Raw genomic sequence first — 25,630 nt, forward strand, 5'->3', positions numbered from 1 at the left:
GCAAGTCAATCGTCGAAGATGTCGTAGTCTATGCGGCGGCTTGTCAGGCGCAGCGAGCGATCCGGTTCGATGATGTAGGTCTCATAGACTCGATATCCAAATCGATCGAAGAACTGGTGCGGGACGATGCTGCCGATGGGCGCCTTGGTCAGTTTCGTGCGCGGCTGGCCGCCATAGGTGATGCTGCCGGGAATCGGCTCGAGGCCGGGCCCGTAACCGACCGTGCGTGTCGCGGGCGTGCAGGCAGCGAGCGCAAGCGTCGCGTAGAAAACGGCAAGGGCAATCTTCATGCTGGTGTTCCTGGTGGCATCCGGGCGCATTTCCAAAGCGAGGAACCGTTGTCAGGCCTTCAACTGCTCCTAACATCTTATTCCTTCTTCGCAGGCGATCCAAGAAAAGGCGGGGGTCCGGCGCAGTTTCCTGGTGAAGGCGGGGCGCTTCGCCAGGAATTCCGCGATATTTCAGTTGCATCCGATGGATGCTTTAGAGGATGTAGAGGGAAACTCGCCAGGCCGTCGGACGGCGGCGCAACGAGGCTGCCCGTCCGATACCGGCCGGGTGGTGCGTTGCAAAAGGCCCATGTCCGATCAGTCGTTGCTTCAGGTACTCGCTTATGACCGCCGACCAGTTCCTCTCGTTTATCGTCATCGGCGCCATGATGGTCTTTTTCGTATGGGGTCGGCTCCGGTACGACATCGTCGCCTGCTCGGCGCTGATGCTTTCGGTGGCCGTCGGCATCGTGCCCTTTGACCATGCCTTTGACGGCTTCAGCGACGACATCGTCATCATCGTCGCCAGTGCCCTGATCGTCAGCGCCGGCGTTGCCCGTTCGGGCATCGTGGATGCGGCGATCCAGCGCTTCCTGCCGGAACTGCAGTCGGTGCGGGCGCAGCTTGCGCTTCTCGTGGTCACCGTCACCGTGCTCTCGGCCTTCATCAAGAATATCGGTGCGCTCGCGATCATGATTCCGGTCGCGTTTCAGTTTGCCCGGCGCTCGAAGGTGCAGCCCTCGGTCTTTCTGATGCCGATGGCCTTCGGCTCGCTGATCGGCGGGCTGATGACGCAGGTCGGCACGTCGCCGAACGTCGTCGTCTCGCGGATGCGTGCAGACCTCACCGGCGAAAGTTTCTCGATGTTCGATTTCACGCCGGTCGGCGCTTCGCTTGCGCTTGTCGGCTGCGTCTTCCTGCTGCTTGCCTATCGCCTGGTACCGGAGCGCAAGAGCCAGGAGGTCTCGGTAAATCAGGCGATCGAGATCACCGACTATACGGCGGAAGCCATGGCGGCGCCCGGCTCGCCGGCGATCGGCAAGCCCGTGAGCAACCTCGTCAGGATCGGCGACGGCGGCGCCGTCGTCATCGCCATCTTCCGGCGCGGCACGCATCTGGCGCCGCTTCCCGATGTGGTGATCGAGACGGACGACATATTGCTGCTCGAGGGCGGGCCGGCCGCCCTGGACCGCATCGTCTCCCAGGCGAAGCTGAAGATCGCCGGCGAGCGGCTGCCGATGCCGGGCGACAAGACCCGTTCGGAGATCGAGGCGATCGAAGCCGTGATCGGCAGCAATTCATCCCTCATCGGCATGTCCGCCGAGCGACTGGCGCTCTTCAACAATCACAATGTCAACCTGCTTGCGGTGAGCCGGCAGGGCGAGAGGCTGAAGCAGCGCCTCGGCAGCATCAGGCTGCAGGCCGGCGATATCGTCGTGCTGCAGGGGGCGCGAAGCGAGCTGCCTTCCTTCCTGCAGGACTTCGGCTGCCTGCCGCTGGCGCAGCGCGAAATCCTGCTCGGCACCATCCGTCGCGGCACCCTGCCGCTCCTGCTGCTCGCTGCGGCGATGGCGACGACCGCAATCGGCGTGGTGCCGGTGCCGGTCGCCTTCTTTGCTGCGGCGCTCGCCATGGTGATCTTCCGCGTCATCCCGTTGCGCGACGTCTATCGCGCCGTCGACGGCCCGATCCTGGTGATGCTGGCAGCGCTCATCCCCGTGAGCGACTCGCTGCGCACGACGGGCGGCTCGGATCTGATCGCCGGCTGGCTCGGCGGCATCGCCACCCATCTGCCGCCGGCCGGGGCCCTCGCTCTCATCCTCATCGCGGCGATGGCGGTGACGCCTTTCCTCAACAATGCCGCGACCGTGCTCGTCATGGCACCGATCGCCGCGAGCTTCGCCACCGCGCTCGGCTACAGGCCCGACGCCTTTCTCATGGCGGTGGCGATCGGCGCCGGTTCGGATTTCCTCACCCCGATCGGCCACCAGTGCAATACGCTGGTCATGGGCCCCGGCGGCTACCGGTTCAGCGACTATCCTCGGCTCGGGCTGCCGCTGTCGATCGTCATCATCATCGCGACGGTGCCGTTGCTGATGTGGTTCTGGCCGCTGTAATGCCCGTCGCCCAAGACTGTGCGGTCTTGGGGCAGCGACCTCTTAACCGGCCCTGAGCAGCGCCATTCCGCGCTTCACCACATCGGCAAAGGTCACGCCGAGCGAGGCGCCGCCGATGCCGATGACGCCGAGCGCGCCCAGGCCCATCAGCTTCCATTTGCGCACATCCTCGGTCACCGGCTTCATCTCGCGGATATCGTCCCGCGCCGTGGCCACAATGCCTTCGAGCGTCCCCACCCGCCCCGCCAGTTCCTCGATCCGGCGGCTCATCGAGGCGCGGGCGGCATCGCTTCGGTCCTCCGCGCGGCGGAAATCCTCGCGCAGGTTCTTCACCTCGGCGAGCAGCGTGCCGAGCTGCTGGTGAACATGCCCGTCGATCATTCCCGTCCCTCCCCGTGCCCCCGCCCTTCCCCGTGACCCCGCCCTTCCCCATGACTCGAGCATTCCGCCTTCGACCACACCGCCGCGGCGCAGATGCCGACGACGGTCCGGTCGATCTTCCGCTGGTCCGCCGCCGTGGCGCCGCGCGCGCCGATGAGGTCAGTCCCGACCACCGGGCGCAGGCCGGCGACACTCGCCGGTCCCGAAGTTCCACAGGCCGCCGCCATCGACGCAGCGGTCAAAGTCGCTGCGGCGAGCAGCCGATTGCAAAGCCGCTTCATTGTTCTGCCTTTCGATTGTTTGCTTGACCGACCGGGCGCCCTCCTCGCGGATCTGGAGCACCGCCCAGGCGACGGCCGCGAGCACCAGCGCGCCGGCGGCGATCTTCACCCAGCCCGGCATCACTTCACCCCCAGCGCCCGGCGCACCGCCGGCATGGAGGTGATCGCATAGGCCGCGAAGCCGACGATGACGGTGAGAATGGCGAGCTGCACCCGCCAGTCGAGCGCCACCAGGTTGAGCTCCTTCAGCGCCGTGAGGATCGAGCCGCCGGCGGTCAGCAGCCAGGTCCAGAACCGGCCCGACTTGCGGATCGGCTTCTGCGGCCGCACCGGGCTCTCGGCCTGAATCGGAACTTCCTCCGGCGTCTCGGCCCGCCGCGCCGCCGCGAGCGCCCGCTCCATGACCGCCTCCACCGCCTCCGGCCCCACCAGCGCCCTGTTGCGCCCGTCGCCGGCATAATAGGACTGTCCCCGCCTGACCCTGCCCTTCGCGCCCCTCGTGTCCGCAAGCACGGGCAGCGACGCCCATTCCTGCGCAAGGCGCTTGCCGAACGCAATGCGGCTCATCCTTCCGGCAATGAACGCCTGATAGCCGCGGCGCTTCAAGAGGTGGTAGGCCATGCGGTCCTGCAGGTCCGGCGTGAACCGCTCCTTGCCGCTGAGCCCCATTTCGCCTTCTATGTCCCTCAGCGAGCGCGGCGCATCCAGCGTGTTCTTCATGAACTGGTAGCCGCCGGCCGCACTCGACCCGAACCACCTGGACCACCCCGCCTGCGCCGCCTCGACCTCGTCGAGCGTCATCGACGTTATCGGCCGCGGCAGCTTGTCTTGATTGTTGCCGTAGATCACATCATAAGACGCGCGGTCGCCCCGCCCGACTTCCGCTTCACGGACAAAGTCGAGCAGGATCGCCGCGCCGGGAGGCACGGTTTTGTTCATGGTTCACCTTATTGGATAGGGGCGACTATGGCTTACCCAAATTGCGGACTGCAACAGCGGGCGTAGCTGTTGAAACGGCCTGTCCAGTGATGCTAGATGGCATCGAGGTCCGGACACCTACTCACGGTTCCGGTTTGCGCGTTTCGGTCCGATTCCTCTGGCGGTTAAAGATGAAAGCAGTAATTTTGGCAGGTGGATTCGGGACGCGGATCAGCGAAGAATCGCATCTGCGGCCGAAGCCAATGATCGAGATCGGCGGACGCCCGATCTTATGGCACATCATGAAGCTGTACGGGCAGCACGGCATCCATGAGTTCGTGATTTGCTGCGGCTACAAGGGCTACCAGATCAAAGAATATTTCGCCAACTACTTCTTACATACCTCGGATGTGACCCTCGATCTCAGCACCAACAGCATGGAAGTACACCAGCGCTACGCCGAGCCATGGAAGGTAACACTTGTGGATACCGGCGAAGACACCATGACTGGAGGGCGCATCCGCAGAGTACGGGATTACATTGACGGGCCGTTCTGCCTCACCTACGGCGATGGGGTTAGCGACGTCGATATTGGGGCGCTGATCGCTTTCCACCGAGAGCAGCAAACGCTTGCAACCGTGACAGCGATTCAGCCGGCGGGGCGCTTTGGATCACTGGAGATAGCGGGCGCGAAGGTGAAGAGCTTCCTCGAAAAACCTGCGGGAGATGGACGCTGGATAAATGGTGGCTTTTTCGTGTGTGAACAAGGTGCAATCGATCTCATAGAAGGTGACGACACCTTCTGGGAACGTGAGCCCCTGGAGCATTTGGCGGCTACCAACCAGCTGTCTGTTTGGAAACATACTGGCTTTTGGGCGGCAATGGACACATTGCGCGACAAGAACCATCTGGACGCACTTTGGAACGCGGGGGAAGCTCCATGGAAAGTTTGGGCATGAAAGGCTTTTGGCGCGACAAGCGGGTACTGCTCACTGGACACACGGGCTTCAAAGGCAGCTGGCTGGCCTTGTGGTTGTCACACCTCGGAGCAAAGGTCTACGGCTGCGCGCTGGAACCGCACACGAGCCCCTCGCTCTTTCGCCAGCTTGGCCTTGAGCGCGATCTCGACCACATAGTTTGTGACATCCGGGATGGCGACGCAGTTGCTGCTTGTGTGCGACATGCTGTGCCAGATGTAGTATTGCACCTTGCCGCGCAGCCGATCGTGCGCCGCTCCTACCGCGAACCGTTGCGGACATGGCAGACGAACGTCATAGGAACGGCCAATCTGCTAGAGAGTTTGCGCTCCCATGATCAACGCTGTGCGGCCGTAATCGTCACGAGCGATAAAGTCTACGAAAACCGGGAATGGTTCTATGGCTATCGAGAGACCGATACTCTAGGCGGGCATGATCCCTATAGCACCAGCAAAGCCGCCGCGGAGCTCGCCGTCGCCACTTGGCGGAACGCCGTTTTCGGAGCGGAATCTCCGGTCAAGTTGGCTTCGGCTCGCGCTGGTAATGTTATCGGTGGCGGCGACTGGGCAGAGGATCGGTTGATTCCAGACATCGCGCGTTCCCTCGCTGCTGGAGAGACAATCTCGATTCGCAACTCGGCGTCCGTTCGTCCTTGGCAACATGTGCTTGAATCCCTTTCCGGTTATCTCCTGCTGGCGCAGCGGCTTTATGAGGAGGACACTCCCGGCCTTGACACCTCCTTTAATTTTGGACCTGAGCCTTCAGGCATAAGTGACGTGGAGACGGTATTGAAAGAGGCGTTGCGGCATTGGCCGGGAGAGTGGCAAAGCGAGCCACAGCCACGGGCTGTACACGAGGCGGCACACCTTAGCCTTTCGATTGACAAGGCTCGCACCCTTCTCGGCTGGTCGCCCCGATGGGACATGGCGGAAGCGGTAAGGCAGACTATGACATGGTATCGCGCTGTGCACGAGGGCGCGGACGCACGCGCTCTGACCTTGGCACAAATAGGGGCCTATGCGGACGGATGAAATTCGGAGCTCTTCCAATTGCCGGGGCGTTCCTGATCGACATCGAAGAACGCAAAGACGAGCGCGGATTCTTCGCCCGAACTTTCTGCGTGCGGGAGTTTGCCTCTCAAGGCCTCGAGACCGTCTGGGTGCAAATGAACACGTCGCTTACAAAGCGCAAAGGCTCTGTGCGCGGAATGCATTTCCAGCGCCGGCCAAGTGCAGAAGCCAAACTCGTCCGCTGCGTGAAGGGAGCAGTATTCGACGTCATAGTCGATCTCCGGAAGGGCTCACCGACCTATGGTCATTGGCATGGCGTTGAACTGACCCACGAGAACCGCACAACGATCTACATCCCGACAGGTTGCGCCCACGGGTTTCAAACGTTAGAGGGCGATACTGAACTTCTTTATCTTCATTCGGCATTCTACAGCCCCGAGCACGAAGCTGGATTGCGCTTCGATGACCCCGATATCGCGATCAGTTGGCCGTTGCCAATCACCGAAATTTCGCTAAAAGATCGCCAGCATCCATCACTAACCCAATTGGGCTCGATACCGATATGAATTGTCGCCACTGTCGAACATTACTGACGGACTTGTTCCTCGATCTGGCGACTGCACCTCCCTCAAACGCCTATTTGACTGCGGACGAATTGGCAAAGCCGGAGACCTACTACCCTCTACGTCTCTTCGTTTGTTCCGAGTGCCGATTAGTGCAGACCGACGACTACGTGGAGCGCGAGGGTCTATTCCGCAAGGATTATGCATATTTCTCCTCCATTTCTAGAACTTGGCTCAACCATGCTGGCGACTATTCTGCTACGATCATTCGCCGCCTCGGACTCAACCGTGACAGCTTTGTAATCGAGGTCGGCTCCAACGACGGTTATCTGTTGAGGAACTTCGTCGCCGCCGGAATTCCCTGCTTGGGTGTCGAGCCAACCGACAGCACTGCGGATGCGGCCGAAACAATTGGGATTCCGGTTCTGCGGAGGTTCTTCGGACAGGCGCTGGCGGACGAGCTATCCGAGAATGGCACACAGGCAGATCTCATTGTGGGAAACAATGTCTATGCCCATGTGCCTGATATCAACGACTTTACGCGCGGCCTCTATACTGTGCTGAAACCTCAAGGGGTCGTCACACTGGAATTTCCGCATCTTATGCGGCTCGTGGAAGGCATTCAGTTCGATACGATATATCACGAGCATTTTTCCTATTTGTCCCTTTTCACCGTAAAGCGGATTTTTGAGAACGCGGGCCTTCGCATCTTCGATGTCGAGGAACTATCAACACATGGAGGCAGTCTGCGGGTTTATGGCTGCCGTAAGTCCGCAAAGCACATGGAGACGCCCGCTGTCGCCTCGCTACTCGCTGATGAGAAGAGCCGAGGAATGGACGGCGCGGAGTTCTATGCGGCCTTCCAGGAGAAGGTTTGTGCAGCGAAGGACGGCCTCCTTGCATTTCTCCTAGATCAGAAAAAGCAAGGCAAGACCGTGGCTGGTTACGGAGCGGCGGCGAAGGGAAACACGCTGCTCAACTATGCCGGTGTAAAAGCCGATCTCCTACCGTTTATTTGCGATGCAGCGCCTGCGAAACAAAGGAAGTTTATGCCTGGCAGCCGCATTCCTATCCTGCCGCCTCAAGTTCTTCTGGAAAACACACCAGATTTTCTGCTCATTCTGCCGTGGAACATCGCTGAGGAGGTCAAGCAGCAGAATGCTGCTCTGGCAGAAAAGGGAATGAAATTTGTAGTTGCTCTCCCCGAGTTGGTGGTTACGTGATCGAGATTCACCCCACCGCTCACGTCAGCCCCTTGGCTGATATCGATGATTCGACCCGCGGAACCCGCGTTGTAATCGGAGCGAACTCGGTGATTGACAGCTTCGTGAAGATCAAGGCGGCAGGCGGCAGGGGCGATTTAGAGGTCGGCAATCATTGCTATCTCAACAGCGGGTGCGTGCTTTACACCGGAAATGGGATTCGTATCGGCAATGATGTTCTAGTAGCCGCCAACTGCACCTTCGCCCCAGTAAACCACGCCTTTTCGGATAGGAACCAGCCTATCCGCCAACAGGGCTTCCAGGCGAGCCGAGGCGGAATTCTAATCGAAGACGATGTGTGGCTTGGAGCAAATTGCGTCATTCTCGACGGTGCGATCATACGGCGCGGCTGCGTGGTCGCGGCCGGCGCGATCGTGCGCGGGGAGCTCACATCCTATACGGTCTATGGCGGAAATCCCTTGCGGGTGCTGGGGGAACGGTCGTGAAATACACCGTCTTTGGCGCATCCGGCCTGATAGGCGGCCATCTCGTTCGACGGCTCAGAGAGCTTGGTCACGACGTATTGGCCGCTCCTCGCGATTTTGCGGCAATGCCTGACGCGGATCTCGGACACGTCATTTATGCGATTGGGCTGACCGCAGATTTCCGCAGCCGTCCTTTTGATACCATCACCGCGCATGTCTCCCTCACCGCGGATATTCTGCGTGCGGCGCACTTTTGCTCATTCCTATATCTGTCCTCAACTCGAGTTTACGGCAACGGGACGCAGACGGAGGAGAATGCCTCTTTATCAGCGCGCCCGGCCGATCCTTCCGACCTCTACAACCTTTCCAAGTTGACGGGTGAAGCGATCTGTTTGCAATCGGGGCGTCCTGACGTGCGCATCGCCCGCCTTTCGAACGTCGTAGGAATTGATGAAGCAAGCGCGGATACTTTCATCGGCGCCCTATGCCGTGAGGCGCGAACTGGGCGTATTACTTTGCAAACGGCCTTAGATTCTCGAAAAGATTACATCTGGATCGGCGATGTTGTGGATCTACTCGCACGGATCGCAAGTGAGGGCACCCAGTCCATTTATAATGTGGCGAGCGGTAGAAATATCACGCATGCGCAGTGGGTAGAGGCAATTTGTGGCCGCACTGGTTGTTCTCTCACTGTCGCGGAGCACGCACCCGCGGTTTCATTCCCGCCAATATCAATTCAAAGGATTCAGCGGGAATTTCAGTTTTATCCAGCGGACGTGCTGGGCTATCTTCCCGATATTCTCGCCGACCGACTCCGAACTGCAGAGAAAACCCGCATAGACGAATAGAACTAGGTTTGATTTCATGGACCCTGCTGAACAATTCAGATTGGAACGTACTTCTGCCATCGAAGCCTATGGCCGGAATGAGGAATTCCGGACGATTTCTGCCGAGTGGCGCGCCAAGTCAATGGCGGAGCGCTATGTCTATAATTTTGACTGGCTGGGGCGCCCGATAATCCAATATCCGCAGGATATCCAGGCGATACAGGAACTGGTGTGGACGACTCGCCCTGACCTTATTATTGAAACCGGCATAGCACATGGCGGGTCGCTTATTCTCAGCGCCTCCTTGCTTGCTCTCCTTGACATGTGTGACGCCATCGAGGCAGGTGTATCATTCGATCCCAGGGAAGCCAAGCGCAAGGTCGTTGGCGTAGATATTGACATCCGTGCGCACAACCGCGCCGCAATAGAAAAGCACCCCATGGCCACCCGGATCGAAATGATTCAGGGCTCTTCCATCGATGCAGAAGTCATAGAGTCTGTCAAAGCGCTGGCGATGGGCCACGAGAGAGTCATGGTTTGCCTCGATTCGATGCACACGCACGACCATGTCCTCGCCGAGCTAGAGGCCTATGCGCCCCTCGTAACGCGGGGCTGCTACTGCGTTGTTTTTGATACTTTCGTGGAAGAACTATCTCCCGGCTTCTTCGGAGATCGCGCTTGGGATGTAGGCAATAATCCGATGACCGCCGTTCACGCCTATACCGCCATGCACCCTGAATTCAGTATTGATCGTACGATGGCGAACAAGCTCATGGTCACGGTGGCACCGGACGGCTTTTTGAAGAGACTGTGATGGCCAGCAGACCGAAGATCGCCGTTGTTGTTCCCGTTTACAATGGCGCCAAGACTCTTCGAAGCAGCCTGGAGTGCATTGCAAATCAGACGTTTGTCGACTTCAAAGCCATCATTCTGGAAAATGGATCCACCGACAATACTGCGGAAATTGCAAAGGCCTTCTGTGGGACAGACAGCAGATTTTCATTGGTCACAAATGAAAAACACGTCAGCGGACCTGAAAATCTCGCAAGAGGCGTTCGTCTAGGTGCAGCAGAGGGTGAGTACTTCTGCCTTAGAGCTTGCGATGATCACTCCTCCCTAGATTTCCTTGAAAAGCTTGTTCAAGCTTTGGAAAGTGATCCAACCAGGATGGTTGCTACCTGCGCGACCAGATTGGTCGGCCCGAATAGGAGTAGAATTAAGCGTCCCGATAAGTCTATTTTTGGCTTCGTTGACGGCTATGTTCGGGGAAGCGTGCCAAGAAATCTTACATTTCCGGCTGAGTGGATCTACAATCTGTACCGGTCGAGCGCTAAGGAAATGCTTTTGTCCCGGTGGTTCGAGCTAGGGAATCCCTGGTGCTTTGCGTCCTACGTTGTATCGGAATTTGTGGTACGAGATTTGGTGATCTACGTAGACGGACCGACATACGATTTTACTGAAGGCTCTGGTTCTGAACAGCGATACGGGGCCAAAAGCTTTCAGGAGCGGTTGAGCCAGCGGCTCAAGTATACGATCGGCTGTTACCGCCTCAGAGAAAAGTTACCCCCCGTTTCATTACTCACAAGACTAAGATTCTTCCGCATGTGCTGGAATGATGCTCGTCGAAAGACCCGATATAAATTGTTTTGGATTCTGTAATCATGCAATATCCTTTTAGAAAAGATTTCTCGTTCCCACGCCGATCTTTAGGTCAAATTGCCAGAACATACTTTGATAACTGGCGCGTGTCTCGTCGGGAGCGCCGCGACAGAAGGGTATCGACAATTTGTCCAGTCCGGGATGTTTCGAACTTGGCAGTGTCAGATTTGCCACTCATATTTATTACTCGAAACGAAATCACGATCCTACCGGCCTTCCTCCGGCACTATCGCAAATTGGGCGTTACCCGCTTCATTTGCGTTGATGACGGATCGAGTGATGGATCTCGTGAGTATCTTCTTCAACAGAAGGACGTAGATGTCTGGACATCGCCGATGCGATTCGCGGAAGCAAGAAGAGGGCGTATTTGGCGGGAGGCTCTAATTGAGCAATATGGGCACAACCGCTGGTACGTGAACGTGGACTCAGACGAGTTCCTAGTCTACGATCAATGTCCCCGAGAAACACTCCCAGACCTCATTAGTGTGCTCGAAGAGCGCAATATTTGGCGGCTCCCGGCACCTATGCTGGACTTCTATCCATCCGGCGCAAACAATCAGATACCAGACGAGATGCCTTGGAAAAGTGTCAACAATTTCGATGGCCAAGGCTACGAGGTGAATTTTGGAAAACGCGGAATAAGCATCAAAGGCGGCCCGAGAAAGCGCCTTTTTGGTGAAAACAACGAACTCATCAAGTATCCGGTAATTTATTGGGATAGAGCGTGTTTCTTTGGAAGCAGCATTCACCAGCCGCTGCCATACCAGCGCAACTTCTCCCCCCTATGGGGTGCGCTGTTACATTTCAAATTCTTTACCAACTATCGAGACAAGATAACTGAAGCAGTCTCTGATCAGCAACATTACAATTCGTCGCAGCATTACCGCGCTATGAAGAAGGAGATTGACGAATTGGGCTCGATCGCTTTCATGCACGAAGGTTCAATAAAGTTCACCGATCCCATGCAGCTAGTCGATCTCGGCTTTATTCCGTCTATCACATTTGACCTAGATGACAGACGCCTGACTCCAATGAGAGAGTGGTCGCCAGACCCTGGTAGGGGATGAAAGCGTCCGCGACGTGCTCACCGCAGTCTTGTAGTGAGATACCTTTCTTTGACGACCATGCGGTCGCCTTTTGCATGGCTCTCCACCTGCCCTCCCTTCTACGGGCGAAGTCGAGAAAGATCGTTACCGTGGCATCACTCAATTGGGATCGCCGCCCTAACCCGCTTCTCTCACCGCCACACTGTGAGCGATTCGGGCAAACACGGAACGTTAAACGTTGAGCGCGTCGGTCCACATCGCGTCAATTTGCGCATCGCTCAAGCCGAGCGCTGTACTGATCGTCGCGACGATACGGTCGGCTCGTGCGAAGGTCGTCGCGTATTCCCACTCAATCTGCGCCTTCTCCCGGTCGACGCTCGCCGGCATGGCATCAATCGCGGCCGTAACTTGACGCGGTGAAATGCCGGCGCGGAGCAAACCTACTCGGAGCTTGCGCGCGGTCAACCGCGGCAAGGATGCGCGAACTTCCGCTGCCGTCGGCGGGATGTAGGGCCGGATCGGGAACGAAGGGTTGTCGGCGAGCCACTTCCGGACCATTGGGTTCAAGCCGAACATGTCATCCGGGCGACTGCAATAATCCGCGTCATAGGTGTTTCCCTCCGCGTCTGTGATGTTGCAACGAAGGATGAAGACGCCGCGCTCGCTCGTGGCCTTGATTGAAGCAACAGAATTGAGAGTCGTGCCGGATGATGTCATCGCCATTCACGCAACCCTCTGCAAGAGGGCCCAACCGTCGCCGTTCACCCCGCGAGCCCGCCACGTTCCCGACAATAGGTTGCCCGCGTCCGTATGGCCGGAATAGAGATACTGGTAATTGAGATTTAAACGCAGACTTGGCGTAACAGAAGCGTTCCGGGCCGTATTATTAGTATAACACAAGATAGCATGCCCCAACGGAAAGCTCGTGTCGTTCGCCCCTGCGCCGGCGTAGACCTCCGCAGCCGTAAACCCCAACGCATGCGTATGGCTCGTCGAAGTAACCGAGTTTGTCGTCGCATTGGTGATGCTGCCCGGCGTCCCCAGCGTCAGCGTCCGGTTGGCGGCGAGGTCACCGCCGCCCGTCAGGCCGTTGCCGGCGGTGATCGTTCGCGCTTCCGGCGCCACACCCAGGGCGTCGTAGTTTCCAGCCGTGAGAATCTGGCTTCCGAACAGATAGCCTGTGTTCGTATCGCCCTCGAGTTGAAGCGGGTGCGGGGTATTCCAGGCTCCGTCACCTATCCTGTCAACGAGGATATGGAAATTGTGGGAGTCGACATAGGCCCAGAAGTCATAGGCCCCGGTTGTCGTGTCGTTGAATTTGACCCTGGGGTTCCCGCCGGATATTTCGACCTCGTTTCCGGTGGTCGTGATCTTCCCTGACGTGGAAAGCGTGGTAATGCTGGAATAGGCACCGGAAATCCGAGCGTCCGGGACCGTGCCCGTCGTCAGGTTGGACGCATCGTTGGCACCGAGCGTGGCACGCGCCGCCGCCGCATCCGCATCGTTCAGAACCGTCTGCATGAAGGCCGAGATCCCGAGCGTCGTCAGCGCGGCCGCGGCGTTTGCGTCGTCGAGCAGCGTCCGCGCGAAAGGCGTCAGCGCCGTTGTCGCATAGGCATCCGCCGCCGTCGTGTAGATCATTCTGTCGGCCGAGGTGGCGAGGGCGGAAATCGAACTCAGCGCGGCATGGGCCGTCTGCGCGCCGAGCGCCGTTCGAGCGGCGCTCGCCGATGTGGCGCCGGTTCCGCCCGCGGTGATCGGTCGCGCGGCATTGGCATCGGCCGTCAGGTCGTCGATCAGCGCGTTATAGGGCACACTCTGAATTGTCGTGTTCGGCACGCCCTTGGTGCCGGCCGGGGGTGAATAGATTCCGCCTGTTCTTGGCAATGGTGCCTCCATCAAACGTTAATCGGGAGCATCTCTCGGGAGCGTCAGGAATTGCCGGCCCTACTTTGGCATCTTGCCCGCCGCAAAAAGCCGCCCATAATCCACCCGCCGCATGCCGTCAGGCCCGCGGACGACCGCATCGGGGCGGGCTTTCTCCACCTCCTGCGCCATCACCCCGATATGCTTCGGCCCGCCGGCGGGCTCGCCCCTGTAGCGGTATTCATAGAGATTGTGCCCCTTGAGCCGGCCGACCTTCTCGATATTCTTCTTGGCGCGGCGGTCGGACTTCGGCAGGAGGCCGAGCAGAGACTGAAACAAGCCCGCGCCCGCCTGCTGCCGCGCATTATAGGCCGCCACCTGGTTCTGGTAGTTCTGCTGCACCAGCCCCGCATAATCCACCGGCTGGATCGATTGCCCCTGCGTCGGCACGAAATTCGGGTTCGTCACCTGCGCGCCGGAAAGCAGCGCCGAGATCTCGTTGATCGGCTGGTTGCGCATCGCATATTGCTCGTTCAGGTAGTTCGAGCGCGCCGCATTTCGGGCGCTGAGCAGCGCCTGCTGCGCATTGAAGCTCTGGTCGTCGAGCGCATTGTTGGCCGCAGTCGCCGATTGGCCGTTCTGGTGCATCTGCTGCAGCGCATTGTTGCTGAAATCGGCATTCTGCAGCGCCTGGCCATAGGCCTGCGCCTGGGCCGCATTTTCGAAGCCCGCCTTGTCTCGCGCAAGCCCGGCAAGCCGCGACTGCTCCTGCCCGGCATTCAGCACGGCCGCAATGCGCGCGTCGTTCGTCGTCCGGTTCGCCTCGTCGACCGCGCGATCATAGGCTTCCGATCCCGGCTGCAGCCCCTGGTTCGCAAGCCGCGTCTCGAGCGCCGCCCGGTCGCGTTCGAGCTGCGGGTTGAGGCGGGCCATCAGCGCCTCCTCGTATCGGCTCGTGTCGAAATCCGTGTCGTAGCTGCGCGTTACGCTGCCGCCATTGCCGACAGCGGTCGCAAGCTTCGGCCCGCCGGAAAATTGCTGGTACTGCGGCAGCGTGAGCTTCGAAGGGTCGCCCGCCGCCGGTGCGCCGGAAAGGTCCACCGGCTTGCCGAGCAGGTCCGTCAGGCGGGAGGACTGCTGGTTTGCAAGCGTCGCGAGATTGAGGTTCGCGCCATCATTCTGCTTCTTGATCGCCGCCTGATCGGGCGAGAGTTCCTGGACCGCCGTCCAGGTCGGCAGGTCATAGGCCTTGCCGCTCATCGGGTCGGTCCACTTGTTCGTGCCCGTCACCTTGTAGGTGAGGCTGCCGTCCGGCGTGACCTGGTTGACATTGCCGATATAGCCGTTGGCAACGGCCGTCCCGATATTGGTCGAGGTCTGCGCCGCCGCCGTCGCCTTCGGATCGGGAGGAGTGGGGGCTTTCGATTTTCCCATATGGACACCTATTTGATCGAGACGGCACGATTGACGGCATGCGCCCGCCAGTCATCGTCCGTCAGCGTGAAGATGATTTCCGCCTCCCCTCGTCCGCGCAGGCGGGGGATGCGATGGCTTGTGAACCCGAAGCGCCGGGCGATATCGGCCATGCCGCCGTTCTCCTCCGAGACGCGCAGCACCGCCAGTTGGCAGCCGATCTCGTCGAAGGGATAGCCGAACATGGCTTTGAGCACCGGCCGCGTCAGCCAGCGCCTGCTGGTAGAGGCCGCGGAAAGCTCGATCACCCCCGCCTCTGGCACGTAATTGTGGTAGACGACGCCCCCAATGAGCCGGCCTTGCTCCAGGACGCCGAGCGTCGTGAAGTCGGCAAAGCCCCTTTCGCAGCCGCCGATCCGGCTGGCGACGAAGGAGCCGATCGCCTCGTTTGTCGCGCGGTTGCCCGTCCCGCCCCAGAGGATGTTGACCCGCACTTCTCACACTCCCTTGCCTTGCGCCACGTTTTGGCGAGACGAATGCAGGCGAAGGGAGAAATGCGCGTTAAGCGCTCCCCTCCCCGGTCGAAACCTGCAGCGTGGCGAGATCCACCTCCAGGTCGAGCTTCACCGCGCCGCCGGAGGTGATGACGCAGCCGACGGCAAGCATATCGCCCGCCGCCCGCACGTTCTGGCGGAAATCGTAGCGCAACATCTCCGACACGCCGTCCCAGCGGGCCACGTCCCAAAGTCCGACATCCCATTCCGGCGACGCCGTATCGCCCTCGGTGACCCGGTCGAAGGGCGGCGCGGTCCTGTCGAAGTCGGCCCGCGCGAAGAGCTGCACCTTCGGCCTGGATTTCGCGCGGAAATACATATGCGCCAGCGAGGCCGCCGCCCGCTGGCCGAATTGTCCCGCCGGCGTGAACTGCGAGAGATATGTGGCGGTAAAGGTCAGCCCGTCGTCGGTTCCGCCGGTATCTCCCTGCCAGCAATAGCCGCCAAGCGATCCGAAGAAGAGGCCACCCTGCAGCGTCTCGAAGCAGTTTGCCCGCCAGTTGCTGATCGTCGACCAGCGCCCGTTCAGGACATTCAGCACGAAGGTCTTGTCGCTGACGACGCTGTTGTCCGGAAAGGCGACGAAGACGAGGTTCTGCTCGACCCAGGGCTTCAGGGTCCAGCCCGAGCCGGTCGCATTCGCCGCCTGCCGCCAGTCGTCCTCGATCGGCCGCGAGACCGAGACCTGCGCCAGCGCCTGCCGTTCTCGCTGAAAGAACTCGCGCTCGAACACCTGCGACATCGGCGTCAGGCCGTCCGTGGTGGCGATCAGCACGTCGCCGCCGATCCGGATCCAGGCATTCTTCCCGAGCGGCTTGCCGATCTGGTAAACGCCCTTCAGCGCGAAGTCGCTGGCGCTCGAAGGGTCGGAGCCGGAATAGACGGCGATTTCCCCCTCCGTCGAAACGAAGACGCAGAGATCGGAAAGCCCGTCGCCGCTTTCGAGCGACCAGGAAAAGCCGGTCAGCAACGATCCGCCCTTCTTCATCACGCCGCCGAGCGGAAACACCGAAGCCGCGCCCGCGATCGCATTGACCGGCAGGTAATAGGCATCGAGCGTCGCATTCTTCAGGAAGAACTCGCGGTTTTTGAAGAGCCAGCCATAGTTGAGCTGAGCCATGGTCGTCGTATCGGAGAAGGTGATGGCCGGCGTCGTCGCCCAGGTCGATCCATCATAGACCCGGCGTGCGTCCGCGCCGTTGAGGCAGACGAGAAAGGAACCGCCGGCCGTCGTGTGCTGAAAGGCGCACCAGTCGCCGCCATTGAGCCCGCTGACCTCCGCTGCGGTCGGCGCCGGCGGTGCTGCCGGCGCCGTCATGTTGTAGATCGCGCTCGCCGTCGCCATGAACAGCTTTTCATTGCTGCCATATTTGTATTTGAAGGCGCTCCGGATGGCGCCGCCATCCGCCGCCAGCCCCGCCCTTCGCGAGCCGCCGCGGATCGCGCAGCCGGTCAGAGTCGGCAGGAAATTTCTGAGCACGCTCGCCGATCCCGGCGCTTGCGAGGCCATGTCGGCGGTCGTCACCAGCCCGCCTTTCGGCGCCGGAAACGTCACCGCTTGCGAGGTCTGGGAGCGGCCGATGCTCGCCTGGCCGCGATTGGTGAGCGGCAGCCGGCCAGGAAGAACCCTGGTCATGATGCCCCCCTGTCCGCATTGATCTCCTGCAGGAGATCCGCTTCGAATTCCGCAAGATTGTCCTCGAAGGGAAGGCCCTTCTGCCGCTTCCAGCGCCAGATCAGCCCTTTGGCAAGCAGCCGCTCCGGAAAGATCGTCGTGTCGTCGTCGGCGCGGAAGACATCGCGCTCTTCATAGGGATCGCCGAGCACCCAGTTCCTGGAGAGATAGTCGATCGTCGCACCGGAGGCCGAAGCGGCCGGGGAAAAGAGCATCTCCTTGCCGCGAAGATGGCAATAGGGCGCCTGAGAGCCGACGGCCGCCACCACTGCCCATTGCGCGTCATTGGTCACGAGCCGAACGCATCCCCCATCTGCGCCGCGGACCGCGCCCCCCGGCGCAAGCCGCTGATAGTCGGACGGCAGCAGCTCCGGCGAACCGGAGACGGCAAGGCTCTTGAACAGGTGCCTCCAGTCGGCCCGCCGCGCAATCTCGCCGCCCGCCTCCTGCGCCAGTGCCACCATCGTCTGCGCGTTGGGATCGTTCGTCCCATAGACGCTGTCGAAACGGTCGAGCGAAACGATATCGCACACCCCGTTGATCACGGTCAGAAGCGTCATGGCGTCAGCCCTCCGATGACGATTTCTGCATTGCCCCAGCGCAGGCGCTCGTCGGCAAGCCCTAATCCCGCTATCGCTTGTCGCTTCAGCGTCTCCGCCGCGCCCGCCTTCGCGGCGTCCCGTTCCCAGATGGCGATCTCCTCGACCAGCCCGTAGAGATAGACGTCGGGCGCCTTGTCGATCAGCCAATTGCTCGGATCGGCCGCCGTCAAAGCCGGTATCCTGGCGTAATAGGTGATCTCCATTTCAGCAGCCCCCCTCGGCCGCACCCGGATTCGGTCGCCGACAATCGCATACCCGACCGGCGCGCCACCCGATGTTGCAAGCACCGTCAGTTCAGCCAGCGGTCTCGCCCGCAGCACACGCTTGCCCGGCGCAAGCACCTGCCGCGCCTCCAGGAAGTCCGTGGGCAAGGTGCCCTCGCCTTCCGTCAGCGCCAGCGTCGCCGCCTTCTCCATGTCGGCCACGCGCAATGTGCGATTGAGCTTTTGTTCCGCCAGTGAAACGAAGCGCGGGAAGAGATGGGCAATGTCTTCGCGGCCGGCATAGGCGCCGGCATCGACCAGCAGGGATGCATAGTCCGATATCGTCATAGCCGTCCCTCGAATGTTCGCCACGCGCGGTTGTCGCCGTCATTGAGCCACCGCTTCACATAGCGGTCGTCCCCTTCGGAATGGGCACGGACCAGGTTTTCCGAATGCGCGAGATTGAGCGGAATAGAGGCAACCTTCGTCCATTCGCCGAAGCCGTTGCCGGCGGTGGCATTGCGGGCAAAGGCATTCTGGCGGACGAGGTTTTCGACTGGATAGTCCGTCCGCCAATGGGTTTTGTTTCCGTCCTCCATTACCCAGACAGAGCGGCCGGTTAGAAAATCATAGTCGAAGAGCTTCCAGTCGCCGTCGCGTATTACCATGGTCACTCCCCCGGCAGCGGATCGGCGCGCTCGGCCTTGCGTTTGGCAATCAACTGTTTAGCCGTACGGAGCGGCAGATCGAGTACCGTGCCGGCGGGGATGCGTTCCCCTCCAGTTGTCCAGCTGTCGTAGAGCAGCTTAAGCGGTACGGTCTTCATCTTCTCTTCTGTCATCGTGTCTTGGCCCAAAAACAAAAGGGCGCCTGCAGGCGCCCGCATGAAAAGTCGACGGATCGGCACGAGTTACTAGCTGGCGGCGCTAAGCCCGAAGAGGTCCGCCGCAATGCCAAGCCCCTTCTCATTGTGCACCTTCAGCGTACCTTCACCGATGATGACTCCTTTATCCGCGTCTCCCGTTTTAGCGATATCGCGGTCTTCCTGAATATTGCGCAGCCAAAGGAAGGACAGCATGTCTGTGTCTATGAAGAAGGCATTGCGGGCGAGCCCGGCGCTGACCGCTTGCACCCGGTTCGGGTGGATCATCACCGTGCCGAACGGCCCTTCATAATAGTCCGCCGTCGCGACGATCGTGTTTCGTTCTCCGCCCTGTGAGACCGCGTATCGGAAGGGCGCGACATTGCCGTCGGACATGAAGGTGACGAAGACGGATTTGACATAGGGCGAAACCGAGACATGCCGGAAATTCGCGCCGTTTTGGTAACCCTGCTGCATCACATCGTCCAGGATGGTCTTTGTGAATGCCCGTTGGGGCCCGTCGGTCGGTTCCACCGTCAGGCCGGTGCCCGGATCGAAGCCGCCGTTGATGCCGCCGGGAGCGCGCGAGACATTGGTTTCGATCCAAGTCGGCAACGAGCCGAACTCGCGCGTTGCGCCGGCCACGGACGCGTTAGTATCGACGATTGCATATTCGACGTCCTTGCGGATCTCGACGCCCTTTTTCAACTTCTGATACTTCCGCTTCTGCACGTTGCCGGCCTCGGAAACGACTTCCTGCGTCGCCGAGATGATCCAGTCCTTGCGCATGATCTGCGTATAGTTGCCAAGCCGCTTTGGCGGGGTTATCGCGCCAAAGGCATATTCCTCGCCCTCCTCTCGGACATTGGCGCCCGGTGCGGCGAGTTCGTCCGTCTCCCACTCCGGGTGTACCGTTGCGCACTTGCCCTTCTCGATCAGCGAATAGATCGGGGTGTCCTCCGGCGTGATGCGCGACACTACGTCCGAAAGCTCCTCGCGATTGCCGACAGCTTGCGTTGTCTGAAATGTATTCGTGAGAACTGCCATGTGTTCGTCCTTCTATGATAATGAATGGGGCTGCCCACGCCCCGCCAGGCCCTTCGAAAGCCTCTGATGTCAACGCGTCTGGGGTGAAGAGGCGATCGACCGCCCTCTTAGCGCGCTATTCGAAATCGACCGCCATAGCGTCTCGGATTGATCCGCTTCGCGTCAGCCGCTGCATTGCCTCGCGGCTTTCTCGGCTGTGCCGCTGCGCCTGGCTCTTCGCCTTCAGGCGGGGTACCGGGGCCGGGGCTGCAGTGATTTTTTGCAAGGCCTTTGCACGCGCCCGCTCGGCATTGAGCCCAAGCCGGGCATAATGTGCGAGCTTAAAGAGGCGGTGGTCGATCACCTCGCGCATTTCCTGTTCGGAGAAGCCGAGTTCTCGCGCCGTCTCGAAAGCGTCTGCGAAGAAGGCCAGCCGCCCCTCCTCCTGTCCCGTCTGCGGGAAAGCTTCGAGAAGTTTGGCGTTCTCCGACGCCAGCCTCTCCTCGGCCACCGCAGCTTGAAGGTCCGCTACGACGCCCGCCGGTTCATTGGCGAGCGCCATCACCCGCGCGACTTGCTGCAGCCCCGCCTGATGCAGCGCCCATTGCCGCTGATAGGCCTGCGGGTTGCGTAGCCGCAGCTCCTCCGACGGCTCGTCTGGAATCTGCCCAGCGACCATTTCCGCAACGGCATTGGCGGTCGCCGCCACACGGCTGCTCATGCTTTCGAGCGCCCGCCCCTGGTTGGCCAGATCCTGGGTCTTATGGCGGTAGTCTTGATCGCGCATGTAGCCGAGCTTCAGCTCCCCAAGCGGAACCCGCTCACCGCCCTTGAGCGTCACGATCATGTCCTCGGCTTCGTTGGCTACCTCCTCCTCGCCAGGATGGGTCGGCTCGTAGCCTTCGCCGTTGAGCTCGCCTGGCTCCTCGGTGTAGTGTCCGGTCTCCTTGCCGGCCCGCTTCTCTTCGTCCTCGTCTTGCTGGTTGGCCTCGTGCGGCTCCCAGAAATCCAGGTCGTCGTAGGTTGCGGGTTCCGTCGAGCCCTCAACGGTTTTGCTCCCGCCGAAAGGCAGGTTGGCACTATCGTTCATCATGGAAAGACCTTTTGTGAGTTGCTAAGCGGCGCGATTACGCGCCTCATTTGCGCATCGAAGAACTACGCGATTTAATGGGTTGCCGCGGCTTCATGACTCAATTTCAAAGCACGCAGCTTGAAGACGGCAGAAGCCGCTCCTGGCCTCCGAGGCACCCGCATTACGCAGGGGCGCCTGTTCCCTCCGTCTTGGCTTGCTCCGCCATGAACTTAAGCTTGGCACGGAAATTCCGAATAGCCCGCGCCTCGGCTGCAAAGGCCGCACGGGTCTCGTGGTCGGTGAGCTTAGCGTTGAGGCACCCGTTGATCGCCGCTCCCTCCAATTCGTCCATCAGCCGCTCAAACAGCGGATTGTCGAGAAGTGCCCGCGCCGCTGCAGCTTTTTCGTTCGAAGGCATGGTATCTTTCCTAACCGTTTGCGGTGGTGGACAGAAAGGCAGCGCGGAAGACGCTGACGTTGCAATCATCGCAGACTCGCCGAACCAGTTGCAAACCACTGGCCTCGACACCTGAGGCCAGCGTGCGGTAGCTGACTGATGTACTGCGCCGCGTGCATCAGGAGGCGCGCAGCGTCCCGCACTGGCGTCGATGGAACATGCGAATTCCAATGCCAGCGGCAGCATCATTCAGATCACCAGCGGATCGAGGATGCACTGTTCCGTTTCCTGACAAGCAATTCCAATAAACCAGTGGTGAAAATCTGAGGGTTGGTGCTCGGTGCGAACTGCCCGTTCCGACCCACTGCTGCCGCCCGTAGAGACCGACTGGAATTTCCGGTGCCAGCCAAAGCTGCCATTGCTGGCAAAAAATTCGAATGGAGACGAAGGCGAAGTGGAGGTTCCATTTTGCTGCAATCAAATGTCCGGCTTCGAGTTTACTGGGCCGCATTAAACTCCACTTAATTTTTTAATGATGGAGTTCACCAACCTTGGAGTGATCCCATCTGAAAATACACCTGCTGAGCAGACGTGATCTCCGGAGTACGCATAATGACAATGACTACAACTATCCCAAAATCACGTTTTCGACCGAAGTAATATTATGGCTTCATCACGGACCCGATTAATCCGATTGTTAGATAAAGGTTTCTATCCTGTCGAACTCCCTCCGCCGTTTAAGACGCGAAATTTCTCCAATGTTAAAGATAGCCTGAGACCGCCAAACAACTATTTTGGCAGCACAACATTCTTTGATGGCGCCACATTTCGCGGCCCGTTGCGAACATTCGGTGTAATTAACCCAGCCAGTTATTTGTTACTTAGCCGCTTCATTGCGGAACATTGGAGCGATATTTCCGGCGTATTTGATCTCAGCAGGTGTTCAGGCACCCGCCCAACGTTTCCGCCCCTAGGCGCAGAAGGGCGAGCAATTGAGACTGCCTCACTGGCAAGCAAACGAAAGAGCCAACGGCATTTGGCAAGTGTCTACCCGGTTATTCTCGGCCTCGATATCAACAGGTTTTATGGCTCAATCTACACACACTCGGTACCTTGGTCCGTACTCGGAAAGCAGGAAGCCAAGAAGAGACACCGAAATAGAACACTGCAAGGACACTGGAGCGACACGCTGGACAAACTGGTTCGCAATTGCAATCAGCAGCAGACTGTCGGCATACCGATCGGACCGGACACTTCGCGGATTATTTCAGAACTGATATTGTCGCGTATCGACGCGGAACTCACCTCTGTTGGCTCGGGCTTAGCGTCTCCGCAGATCTACCACAACATTGATGACTACCAGATTGGGTGTATGGCGCTTGGGGAATCTGAAAATGCGCAGAGCCGCTTTGTTAGGACGATAAGTCGCTATGAGCTTCGTCTGAATGACTTCAAGACATCAGTAGACCACGGTCTATCGTTCGCCCCATCCAATTTCCAAAGACATTTCGATTGCCTCGACCAACAACGGGACCGCAACTTCGTAGAACATTTCTTTGAGATACTCTATGCACAGGTCCCACTACATCCAAATACCAACGTCTTGGGTTACGCAATCAAACGCTTCGCCCGAAATCTGGCTCGAAACAAAGAGCGCGGCCTAGTTCGCGAATATCTCCAGAGGCTGGTTTTCGCTGTACCGCACCAAGCAAGATGGATTTTACCCCTCTTGCTAGGCATTTACAGGGCCGAAGGCCTGAATGCTGAAGTACGGCGCATTATTGGATGGGGCATAGAGACATGCGTTCGGCGCAACGATGTTGGTAGCCTCTTATGGTTTCTATATGCAGCGATATTTTTGGATATGCGCCTCGCTGGAGCGCTTTGCAATTTATGCATCGGCATGTCCAATGAACTGGTTGATTTGGTGCTATACCACGGCCGGAGTGCAGGTCTCTTCTCGTTTAACTTGAGCGAAATGCGGAGTAGATACCGAAGTAACGATTTTGGATCGTCGGCTTGGCTACCGATTTACGAAGTGGGGCGTCGCGGATGGGACGCCTCTCCGTCATTCTCGAAGTTTGGCACTGCAGACGACCCCAATGATCTGTATCAGCATCTCAGCAATCACGGAGTTGAGTTTTACATCACCGATCAAGACCACTTTGAAGTCAGTGCTTTTGACGGGTGGCGCCTGGCACAAGCGTACTTTGAGAGCGAGGAGTACGACTCTGAGTTTCAAGGCGATATGGAACTCAATGTCCGGTACCTCGGCCACGGCCAGTGGGACAATTACGAGTAAACGGTGGAGGAAACTAGGCGGCTGTGCATGTATGTAGCCAACCGTGCCGCAAGAAACCTAGAGAGACCCTGATGTCCGCTCATGGCGCAAAGCCGCTATCCCGCGCTTTTGAGGCTGCGTTTCCGCTCCCCACCCTCCTGCGTCCTTCGAGAACATGAAGAATCGTCCGCCAGCCATCCGCTTCATACCTTTTGAAGGTCACAAGGTCTGTAGGGTAGCGGACTGTATCATTTTCTTTGCAATGTGCACTGCAGCTCGGTGAAAGTACCTCTGTCGATCTTCGTGCACTGTTCACCGTCGTGCGGGCAGTCAACGTAGCCGGCCAGTTGCAGCACAACAAAGGTTTCGGAGAGGTCAGGAAGCGGAACTGTACGATTGGTGAGCCCCTTGTCGCCGACTTGCGTCCGAATCCTTGCTCCGGCGGGCTCGGACGTGATTTTCCAGTCCCTCTCGGAGTATGCTGGGGACGGCCACGAGGTTCTTACCGACGGTGTGTACGCTCCTGACCACGACTCGGTCTGATTCACTGCCGCGGTTAGATGGCTGATGCCGTCTCTTCTGCTTTCATCATTGGCTTTCGGTATCGCCTCCAACCAATTCTTGTTCGACTGATCAACGCCAAGCTTCCTAATGATCTCTCGGTAGCTGTCATAAGCGCTTCGCGGCAGCTTTATCTCAAATCCTCCAGTGTTCATGGGCTCTAACTGGATGTCCTGAACCTTGTTCGGCTCCAGATTGACACCCGCCCATACAGCGTCGGCATTTCCGGTCCCATATGAATAAAACGTCATCACTACGTTCGCCGTCCCTCTGTCAAACTGCTTGGGTCCTAACGCGAGGCTGTAGAGCGGCTGTCTTGCCTGTGGAAGGCCGATCTCAATTGTTGACTCGGCAGCTACGGGAACTCGGACGGTACCATCAATTGCACCCGTCAAAACACCATCTACGTAAATGAAGGGGGTCAGTTCGGAGTCGATTTTGTCCGGTATACTGATTGACACCGGAGTTGTGTTTTCCTGCGCGCCAAGTTGCGCCGGAATCATGACGATGGGGACGCACCAGCTTGCGCGCAACACGGCTAACACCTTGGTTACAAGTGATCTGTGCATAGCGAGCCCCCCAGTTATTCAACTTATCCTAGCATTGATTAAAACCGTGGTTAGGACAAGTGCGATCAGGAGCGTTTGTGCTTGCGAAGAGATCACCTGCTGAACACGCGAGATGTAAAAATAGCCTTCTGATAATTGGATCGCAATCATGCCATATGCGTCATACGCAAACAGCAAACTCTTGATGAGGTAATAAGCGACCGATGCTGTCAGCACGATGTTGCATGATTTTTGGAAAGCACCCGCGCCGAACCCATCTTTCACCAGGAATGCCGCAACAGCGGCCAAGGCAACGGTCAAGCTTGCGATATAACCGACCGTTTCTTTTACTATATCAGCCGCGGCAACACGAGTTGCGATGTCTGATTCTGGTACTTTTGTCCCTTTTGGATCCGGCAATGCCAACATTGGCTCATGATTGATGACATAAATTATGGTCCCGATCGCGATGATAAGCGTGATCGCGATCGCAAATGGGTAAAGATGGGTCGAGATACCTTTCGTTTGCATGCACCCCTCGAAATAACTTACGAACAAAAAAAACCATATCAGGTGGTGTGGAAGAATGGGAGCATGTCAGAGTATGACACCACCGCCGCGTATCCGAATGATGAGAGGAGCGACAAAGCTCGCCCTTCCAAGACGCATAGAAAGCCTAATCGCCCCCGGTTGCTACGAGCTACGCGCCACCGTTCCGCAACAGGTCGATCGCCTCCGCGCCATGCCTTCCATGAGGCTGTTCGAGGAGTCACTTCGTCGTCACGCCAAGGTGGGGCGCACCACCCTCATTCGACCAGCACGAACAGGGCACCCC

30 protein-coding genes are annotated in these 25,630 nt (G+C 59.0%); 11 read left to right on the top strand and 19 right to left on the bottom strand.

Annotated features, from left to right (window positions below):
- Window positions 1–5: 5 nt before the first annotated feature.
- Window positions 6–290 (bottom strand): hypothetical protein, encoded by a 285-nt coding sequence (locus SJ05684_RS09600; RefSeq protein WP_034850743.1) that lies wholly within the window; start codon window positions 288–290, stop codon window positions 6–8.
- Between the two features lie 323 nt (window positions 291–613).
- Here SJ05684_RS09600 and SJ05684_RS09605 point away from each other — a divergent pair, with 323 nt between their 5' ends.
- On the top strand, window positions 614–2,386 hold the full coding sequence (locus tag SJ05684_RS09605) for an SLC13 family permease (RefSeq protein ID WP_095694246.1): 1,773 nt from the start codon (window positions 614–616) through the stop codon (window positions 2,384–2,386).
- 42 nt (window positions 2,387–2,428) lie between these two features.
- Here SJ05684_RS09605 and SJ05684_RS09610 read toward each other — a convergent pair whose 3' ends face one another.
- The 4 genes from SJ05684_RS09610 to SJ05684_RS09625 are packed head-to-tail and all read right to left on the bottom strand — an operon-like array spanning window position 2,429 to window position 3,987.
- Window positions 2,429–2,767, bottom strand: a complete 339-nt coding sequence (locus tag SJ05684_RS09610; RefSeq protein WP_034850764.1) for a DUF1515 family protein — start codon at window positions 2,765–2,767, stop codon at window positions 2,429–2,431.
- Window positions 2,764–2,994, bottom strand: a complete 231-nt coding sequence (locus tag SJ05684_RS30365; RefSeq protein WP_085938957.1) for a hypothetical protein — start codon at window positions 2,992–2,994, stop codon at window positions 2,764–2,766. Before SJ05684_RS30365 ends, SJ05684_RS09610 begins: the two co-directional genes overlap by 4 nt.
- Complete coding sequence (locus SJ05684_RS09620; RefSeq protein ID WP_244426571.1) at window positions 2,927–3,169, bottom strand: hypothetical protein; 243 nt, start codon at window positions 3,167–3,169, stop codon at window positions 2,927–2,929. Before SJ05684_RS09620 ends, SJ05684_RS30365 begins: the two co-directional genes overlap by 68 nt.
- Window positions 3,169–3,987 (bottom strand): lysozyme family protein, encoded by an 819-nt coding sequence (locus tag SJ05684_RS09625; protein WP_034850766.1) that lies wholly within the window; start codon window positions 3,985–3,987, stop codon window positions 3,169–3,171. Before SJ05684_RS09625 ends, SJ05684_RS09620 begins: the two co-directional genes overlap by 1 nt.
- Window positions 3,988–4,157: 170 nt before the next feature.
- On the opposite strand from SJ05684_RS09625, the gene rfbF reads away from it, so the two are divergent.
- The 9 genes from rfbF to SJ05684_RS09670 all read left to right on the top strand — a co-directional run bounded on the left by rfbF (window position 4,158) and on the right by SJ05684_RS09670 (window position 11,756).
- Window positions 4,158–4,925: a glucose-1-phosphate cytidylyltransferase gene (gene rfbF / locus SJ05684_RS09630; RefSeq protein ID WP_034850928.1), complete on the top strand. Its 768-nt coding sequence runs from the start codon at window positions 4,158–4,160 to the stop codon at window positions 4,923–4,925.
- Window positions 4,907–5,974 carry a CDP-glucose 4,6-dehydratase gene (gene rfbG, locus SJ05684_RS09635; RefSeq protein WP_034850768.1) on the top strand — a complete coding sequence of 356 codons (1,068 nt, stop codon included), beginning with the start codon at window positions 4,907–4,909 and terminating at the stop codon, window positions 5,972–5,974. The genes rfbF and rfbG overlap by 19 nt, the downstream gene beginning before the upstream one ends.
- On the top strand, window positions 5,971–6,519 hold the full coding sequence (gene rfbC, locus SJ05684_RS09640) for a dTDP-4-dehydrorhamnose 3,5-epimerase (RefSeq protein WP_034850770.1): 549 nt from the start codon (window positions 5,971–5,973) through the stop codon (window positions 6,517–6,519). Before rfbG ends, rfbC begins: the two co-directional genes overlap by 4 nt.
- A complete protein-coding gene (locus SJ05684_RS09645) occupies window positions 6,516–7,739 on the top strand; it encodes a class I SAM-dependent methyltransferase (RefSeq protein ID WP_050979892.1) in 1,224 nt (407 codons plus the stop codon). The genes rfbC and SJ05684_RS09645 overlap by 4 nt, the downstream gene beginning before the upstream one ends.
- An 89-nt stretch (window positions 7,740–7,828) precedes the next feature.
- A complete protein-coding gene (locus SJ05684_RS09650; RefSeq protein ID WP_244426572.1) occupies window positions 7,829–8,224 on the top strand; it encodes an acyltransferase in 396 nt (131 codons plus the stop codon).
- Window positions 8,221–9,051, top strand: a complete 831-nt coding sequence (locus tag SJ05684_RS09655) for an NAD-dependent epimerase/dehydratase family protein (protein ID WP_050979893.1) — start codon at window positions 8,221–8,223, stop codon at window positions 9,049–9,051. The genes SJ05684_RS09650 and SJ05684_RS09655 overlap by 4 nt, the downstream gene beginning before the upstream one ends.
- Window positions 9,052–9,067: 16 nt before the next feature.
- Window positions 9,068–9,844: a cephalosporin hydroxylase family protein gene (locus tag SJ05684_RS09660; protein WP_034850774.1), complete on the top strand. Its 777-nt coding sequence runs from the start codon at window positions 9,068–9,070 to the stop codon at window positions 9,842–9,844.
- Window positions 9,844–10,689 (top strand): glycosyltransferase family 2 protein, encoded by an 846-nt coding sequence (locus SJ05684_RS09665; protein ID WP_034850776.1) that lies wholly within the window; start codon window positions 9,844–9,846, stop codon window positions 10,687–10,689. Before SJ05684_RS09660 ends, SJ05684_RS09665 begins: the two co-directional genes overlap by 1 nt.
- 2 nt (window positions 10,690–10,691) lie before the next feature.
- The gene (locus SJ05684_RS09670; protein WP_050979894.1) at window positions 10,692–11,756 is read left to right on the top strand and encodes a glycosyltransferase family 2 protein; all 1,065 of its coding nucleotides are present in this window, start codon (window positions 10,692–10,694) and stop codon (window positions 11,754–11,756) included.
- 210 nt (window positions 11,757–11,966) lie between these two features.
- Here the strand turns inward: SJ05684_RS09670 and SJ05684_RS09675 are convergent, their stop codons facing one another.
- The 12 genes from SJ05684_RS09675 to SJ05684_RS09730 form a co-directional block, all read right to left on the bottom strand.
- Window positions 11,967–12,458 carry a hypothetical protein gene (locus tag SJ05684_RS09675; RefSeq protein WP_244426573.1) on the bottom strand — a complete coding sequence of 164 codons (492 nt, stop codon included), beginning with the start codon at window positions 12,456–12,458 and terminating at the stop codon, window positions 11,967–11,969.
- Window positions 12,459–13,622 (bottom strand): hypothetical protein, encoded by a 1,164-nt coding sequence (locus SJ05684_RS09680; protein WP_244426574.1) that lies wholly within the window; start codon window positions 13,620–13,622, stop codon window positions 12,459–12,461.
- Window positions 13,623–13,682: 60 nt separating this feature from the next.
- Complete coding sequence (locus tag SJ05684_RS09685; protein ID WP_034850779.1) at window positions 13,683–15,035, bottom strand: tail fiber domain-containing protein; 1,353 nt, start codon at window positions 15,033–15,035, stop codon at window positions 13,683–13,685.
- An 8-nt stretch (window positions 15,036–15,043) separates the two neighbouring features.
- Window positions 15,044–15,508 carry a GNAT family N-acetyltransferase gene (locus SJ05684_RS09690; protein WP_034850781.1) on the bottom strand — a complete coding sequence of 155 codons (465 nt, stop codon included), beginning with the start codon at window positions 15,506–15,508 and terminating at the stop codon, window positions 15,044–15,046.
- Between the two features lie 67 nt (window positions 15,509–15,575).
- Window positions 15,576–17,204 (bottom strand): hypothetical protein, encoded by a 1,629-nt coding sequence (locus tag SJ05684_RS09695; protein WP_034850783.1) that lies wholly within the window; start codon window positions 17,202–17,204, stop codon window positions 15,576–15,578.
- A complete protein-coding gene (locus SJ05684_RS09700) occupies window positions 17,201–17,803 on the bottom strand; it encodes a hypothetical protein (protein WP_034850785.1) in 603 nt (200 codons plus the stop codon). Before SJ05684_RS09700 ends, SJ05684_RS09695 begins: the two co-directional genes overlap by 4 nt.
- Entirely contained in the window at window positions 17,800–18,396 is a 597-nt protein-coding gene (locus SJ05684_RS09705; RefSeq protein ID WP_034850787.1) for a phage adaptor protein, read from the bottom strand. Before SJ05684_RS09705 ends, SJ05684_RS09700 begins: the two co-directional genes overlap by 4 nt.
- Window positions 18,393–18,716, bottom strand: a complete 324-nt coding sequence (locus SJ05684_RS09710) for a hypothetical protein (protein WP_034850789.1) — start codon at window positions 18,714–18,716, stop codon at window positions 18,393–18,395. Before SJ05684_RS09710 ends, SJ05684_RS09705 begins: the two co-directional genes overlap by 4 nt.
- Window positions 18,717–18,718: 2 nt before the next feature.
- Window positions 18,719–18,889 (bottom strand): hypothetical protein, encoded by a 171-nt coding sequence (locus SJ05684_RS29985; RefSeq protein ID WP_172901116.1) that lies wholly within the window; start codon window positions 18,887–18,889, stop codon window positions 18,719–18,721.
- Between the two features lie 72 nt (window positions 18,890–18,961).
- Window positions 18,962–19,957, bottom strand: coding sequence for a DUF5309 domain-containing protein (locus SJ05684_RS09720; RefSeq protein ID WP_034850793.1), 996 nt, complete (start codon window positions 19,955–19,957; stop codon window positions 18,962–18,964).
- Between the two features lie 115 nt (window positions 19,958–20,072).
- A complete protein-coding gene (locus SJ05684_RS09725; RefSeq protein WP_034850795.1) occupies window positions 20,073–21,029 on the bottom strand; it encodes a hypothetical protein in 957 nt (318 codons plus the stop codon).
- Window positions 21,030–21,189: 160 nt separating this feature from the next.
- On the bottom strand, window positions 21,190–21,426 hold the full coding sequence (locus SJ05684_RS09730; protein WP_034850797.1) for a hypothetical protein: 237 nt from the start codon (window positions 21,424–21,426) through the stop codon (window positions 21,190–21,192).
- Window positions 21,427–22,069: 643 nt separating this feature from the next.
- Here SJ05684_RS09730 and SJ05684_RS09735 point away from each other — a divergent pair.
- Complete coding sequence (locus SJ05684_RS09735; RefSeq protein WP_157211935.1) at window positions 22,070–23,707, top strand: RNA-directed DNA polymerase; 1,638 nt, start codon at window positions 22,070–22,072, stop codon at window positions 23,705–23,707.
- A 227-nt stretch (window positions 23,708–23,934) separates the two neighbouring features.
- Here the strand turns inward: SJ05684_RS09735 and SJ05684_RS09740 are convergent, their stop codons facing one another.
- Window positions 23,935–24,816, bottom strand: a complete 882-nt coding sequence (locus tag SJ05684_RS09740; protein WP_034850800.1) for a hypothetical protein — start codon at window positions 24,814–24,816, stop codon at window positions 23,935–23,937.
- Between the two features lie 18 nt (window positions 24,817–24,834).
- The gene (locus SJ05684_RS09745; RefSeq protein WP_034850802.1) at window positions 24,835–25,326 is read right to left on the bottom strand and encodes a hypothetical protein; all 492 of its coding nucleotides are present in this window, start codon (window positions 25,324–25,326) and stop codon (window positions 24,835–24,837) included.
- Between the last annotated feature and the right edge of the window lie 304 nt (window positions 25,327–25,630).

It is taken from the genome of Sinorhizobium sojae CCBAU 05684 (assembly GCF_002288525.1).
GTDB lineage: Bacteria > Pseudomonadota > Alphaproteobacteria > Rhizobiales > Rhizobiaceae > Sinorhizobium > Sinorhizobium sojae.

What these genes read in the sequence shown, in the direction of transcription:
- SJ05684_RS09620 (WP_244426571.1), bottom strand. Translation starts at nt 3,169, where the DNA reads ATGCCGGGCTGGGTGAAGATCGCCGCCGGCGCGCTGGTGCTCGCGGCC.
- SJ05684_RS09665 (WP_034850776.1), top strand. Translation starts at nt 9,844, where the DNA reads ATGGCCAGCAGACCGAAGATCGCCGTTGTTGTTCCCGTTTACAATGGC.
- SJ05684_RS09730 (WP_034850797.1), bottom strand. Translation starts at nt 21,426, where the DNA reads ATGCCTTCGAACGAAAAAGCTGCAGCGGCGCGGGCACTTCTCGACAAT.
- SJ05684_RS09700 (WP_034850785.1), bottom strand. Translation starts at nt 17,803, where the DNA reads ATGACGCTTCTGACCGTGATCAACGGGGTGTGCGATATCGTTTCGCTC.
- SJ05684_RS09660 (WP_034850774.1), top strand. Translation starts at nt 9,068, where the DNA reads ATGGACCCTGCTGAACAATTCAGATTGGAACGTACTTCTGCCATCGAA.
- SJ05684_RS09695 (WP_034850783.1), bottom strand. Translation starts at nt 17,204, where the DNA reads ATGACCAGGGTTCTTCCTGGCCGGCTGCCGCTCACCAATCGCGGCCAG.
- rfbC (WP_034850770.1), top strand. Translation starts at nt 5,971, where the DNA reads ATGAAATTCGGAGCTCTTCCAATTGCCGGGGCGTTCCTGATCGACATC.
- SJ05684_RS09670 (WP_050979894.1), top strand. Translation starts at nt 10,692, where the DNA reads ATGCAATATCCTTTTAGAAAAGATTTCTCGTTCCCACGCCGATCTTTA.
- SJ05684_RS09710 (WP_034850789.1), bottom strand. Translation starts at nt 18,716, where the DNA reads ATGGTAATACGCGACGGCGACTGGAAGCTCTTCGACTATGATTTTCTA.
- SJ05684_RS09600 (WP_034850743.1), bottom strand. Translation starts at nt 290, where the DNA reads ATGAAGATTGCCCTTGCCGTTTTCTACGCGACGCTTGCGCTCGCTGCC.
- SJ05684_RS09675 (WP_244426573.1), bottom strand. Translation starts at nt 12,458, where the DNA reads ATGGCGATGACATCATCCGGCACGACTCTCAATTCTGTTGCTTCAATC.
- SJ05684_RS09745 (WP_034850802.1), bottom strand. Translation starts at nt 25,326, where the DNA reads ATGCAAACGAAAGGTATCTCGACCCATCTTTACCCATTTGCGATCGCG.
- SJ05684_RS09645 (WP_050979892.1), top strand. Translation starts at nt 6,516, where the DNA reads ATGAATTGTCGCCACTGTCGAACATTACTGACGGACTTGTTCCTCGAT.
- SJ05684_RS09725 (WP_034850795.1), bottom strand. Translation starts at nt 21,029, where the DNA reads ATGATGAACGATAGTGCCAACCTGCCTTTCGGCGGGAGCAAAACCGTT.
- SJ05684_RS09740 (WP_034850800.1), bottom strand. Translation starts at nt 24,816, where the DNA reads ATGCACAGATCACTTGTAACCAAGGTGTTAGCCGTGTTGCGCGCAAGC.
- SJ05684_RS30365 (WP_085938957.1), bottom strand. Translation starts at nt 2,994, where the DNA reads ATGGCGGCGGCCTGTGGAACTTCGGGACCGGCGAGTGTCGCCGGCCTG.
- SJ05684_RS09610 (WP_034850764.1), bottom strand. Translation starts at nt 2,767, where the DNA reads ATGATCGACGGGCATGTTCACCAGCAGCTCGGCACGCTGCTCGCCGAG.
- SJ05684_RS09605 (WP_095694246.1), top strand. Translation starts at nt 614, where the DNA reads ATGACCGCCGACCAGTTCCTCTCGTTTATCGTCATCGGCGCCATGATG.
- SJ05684_RS09705 (WP_034850787.1), bottom strand. Translation starts at nt 18,396, where the DNA reads ATGACGATATCGGACTATGCATCCCTGCTGGTCGATGCCGGCGCCTAT.
- SJ05684_RS09685 (WP_034850779.1), bottom strand. Translation starts at nt 15,035, where the DNA reads ATGGGAAAATCGAAAGCCCCCACTCCTCCCGATCCGAAGGCGACGGCG.
- SJ05684_RS09720 (WP_034850793.1), bottom strand. Translation starts at nt 19,957, where the DNA reads ATGGCAGTTCTCACGAATACATTTCAGACAACGCAAGCTGTCGGCAAT.
- rfbG (WP_034850768.1), top strand. Translation starts at nt 4,907, where the DNA reads ATGGAAAGTTTGGGCATGAAAGGCTTTTGGCGCGACAAGCGGGTACTG.
- rfbF (WP_034850928.1), top strand. Translation starts at nt 4,158, where the DNA reads ATGAAAGCAGTAATTTTGGCAGGTGGATTCGGGACGCGGATCAGCGAA.
- SJ05684_RS09735 (WP_157211935.1), top strand. Translation starts at nt 22,070, where the DNA reads ATGGCTTCATCACGGACCCGATTAATCCGATTGTTAGATAAAGGTTTC.
- SJ05684_RS09625 (WP_034850766.1), bottom strand. Translation starts at nt 3,987, where the DNA reads ATGAACAAAACCGTGCCTCCCGGCGCGGCGATCCTGCTCGACTTTGTC.
- SJ05684_RS29985 (WP_172901116.1), bottom strand. Translation starts at nt 18,889, where the DNA reads ATGACAGAAGAGAAGATGAAGACCGTACCGCTTAAGCTGCTCTACGAC.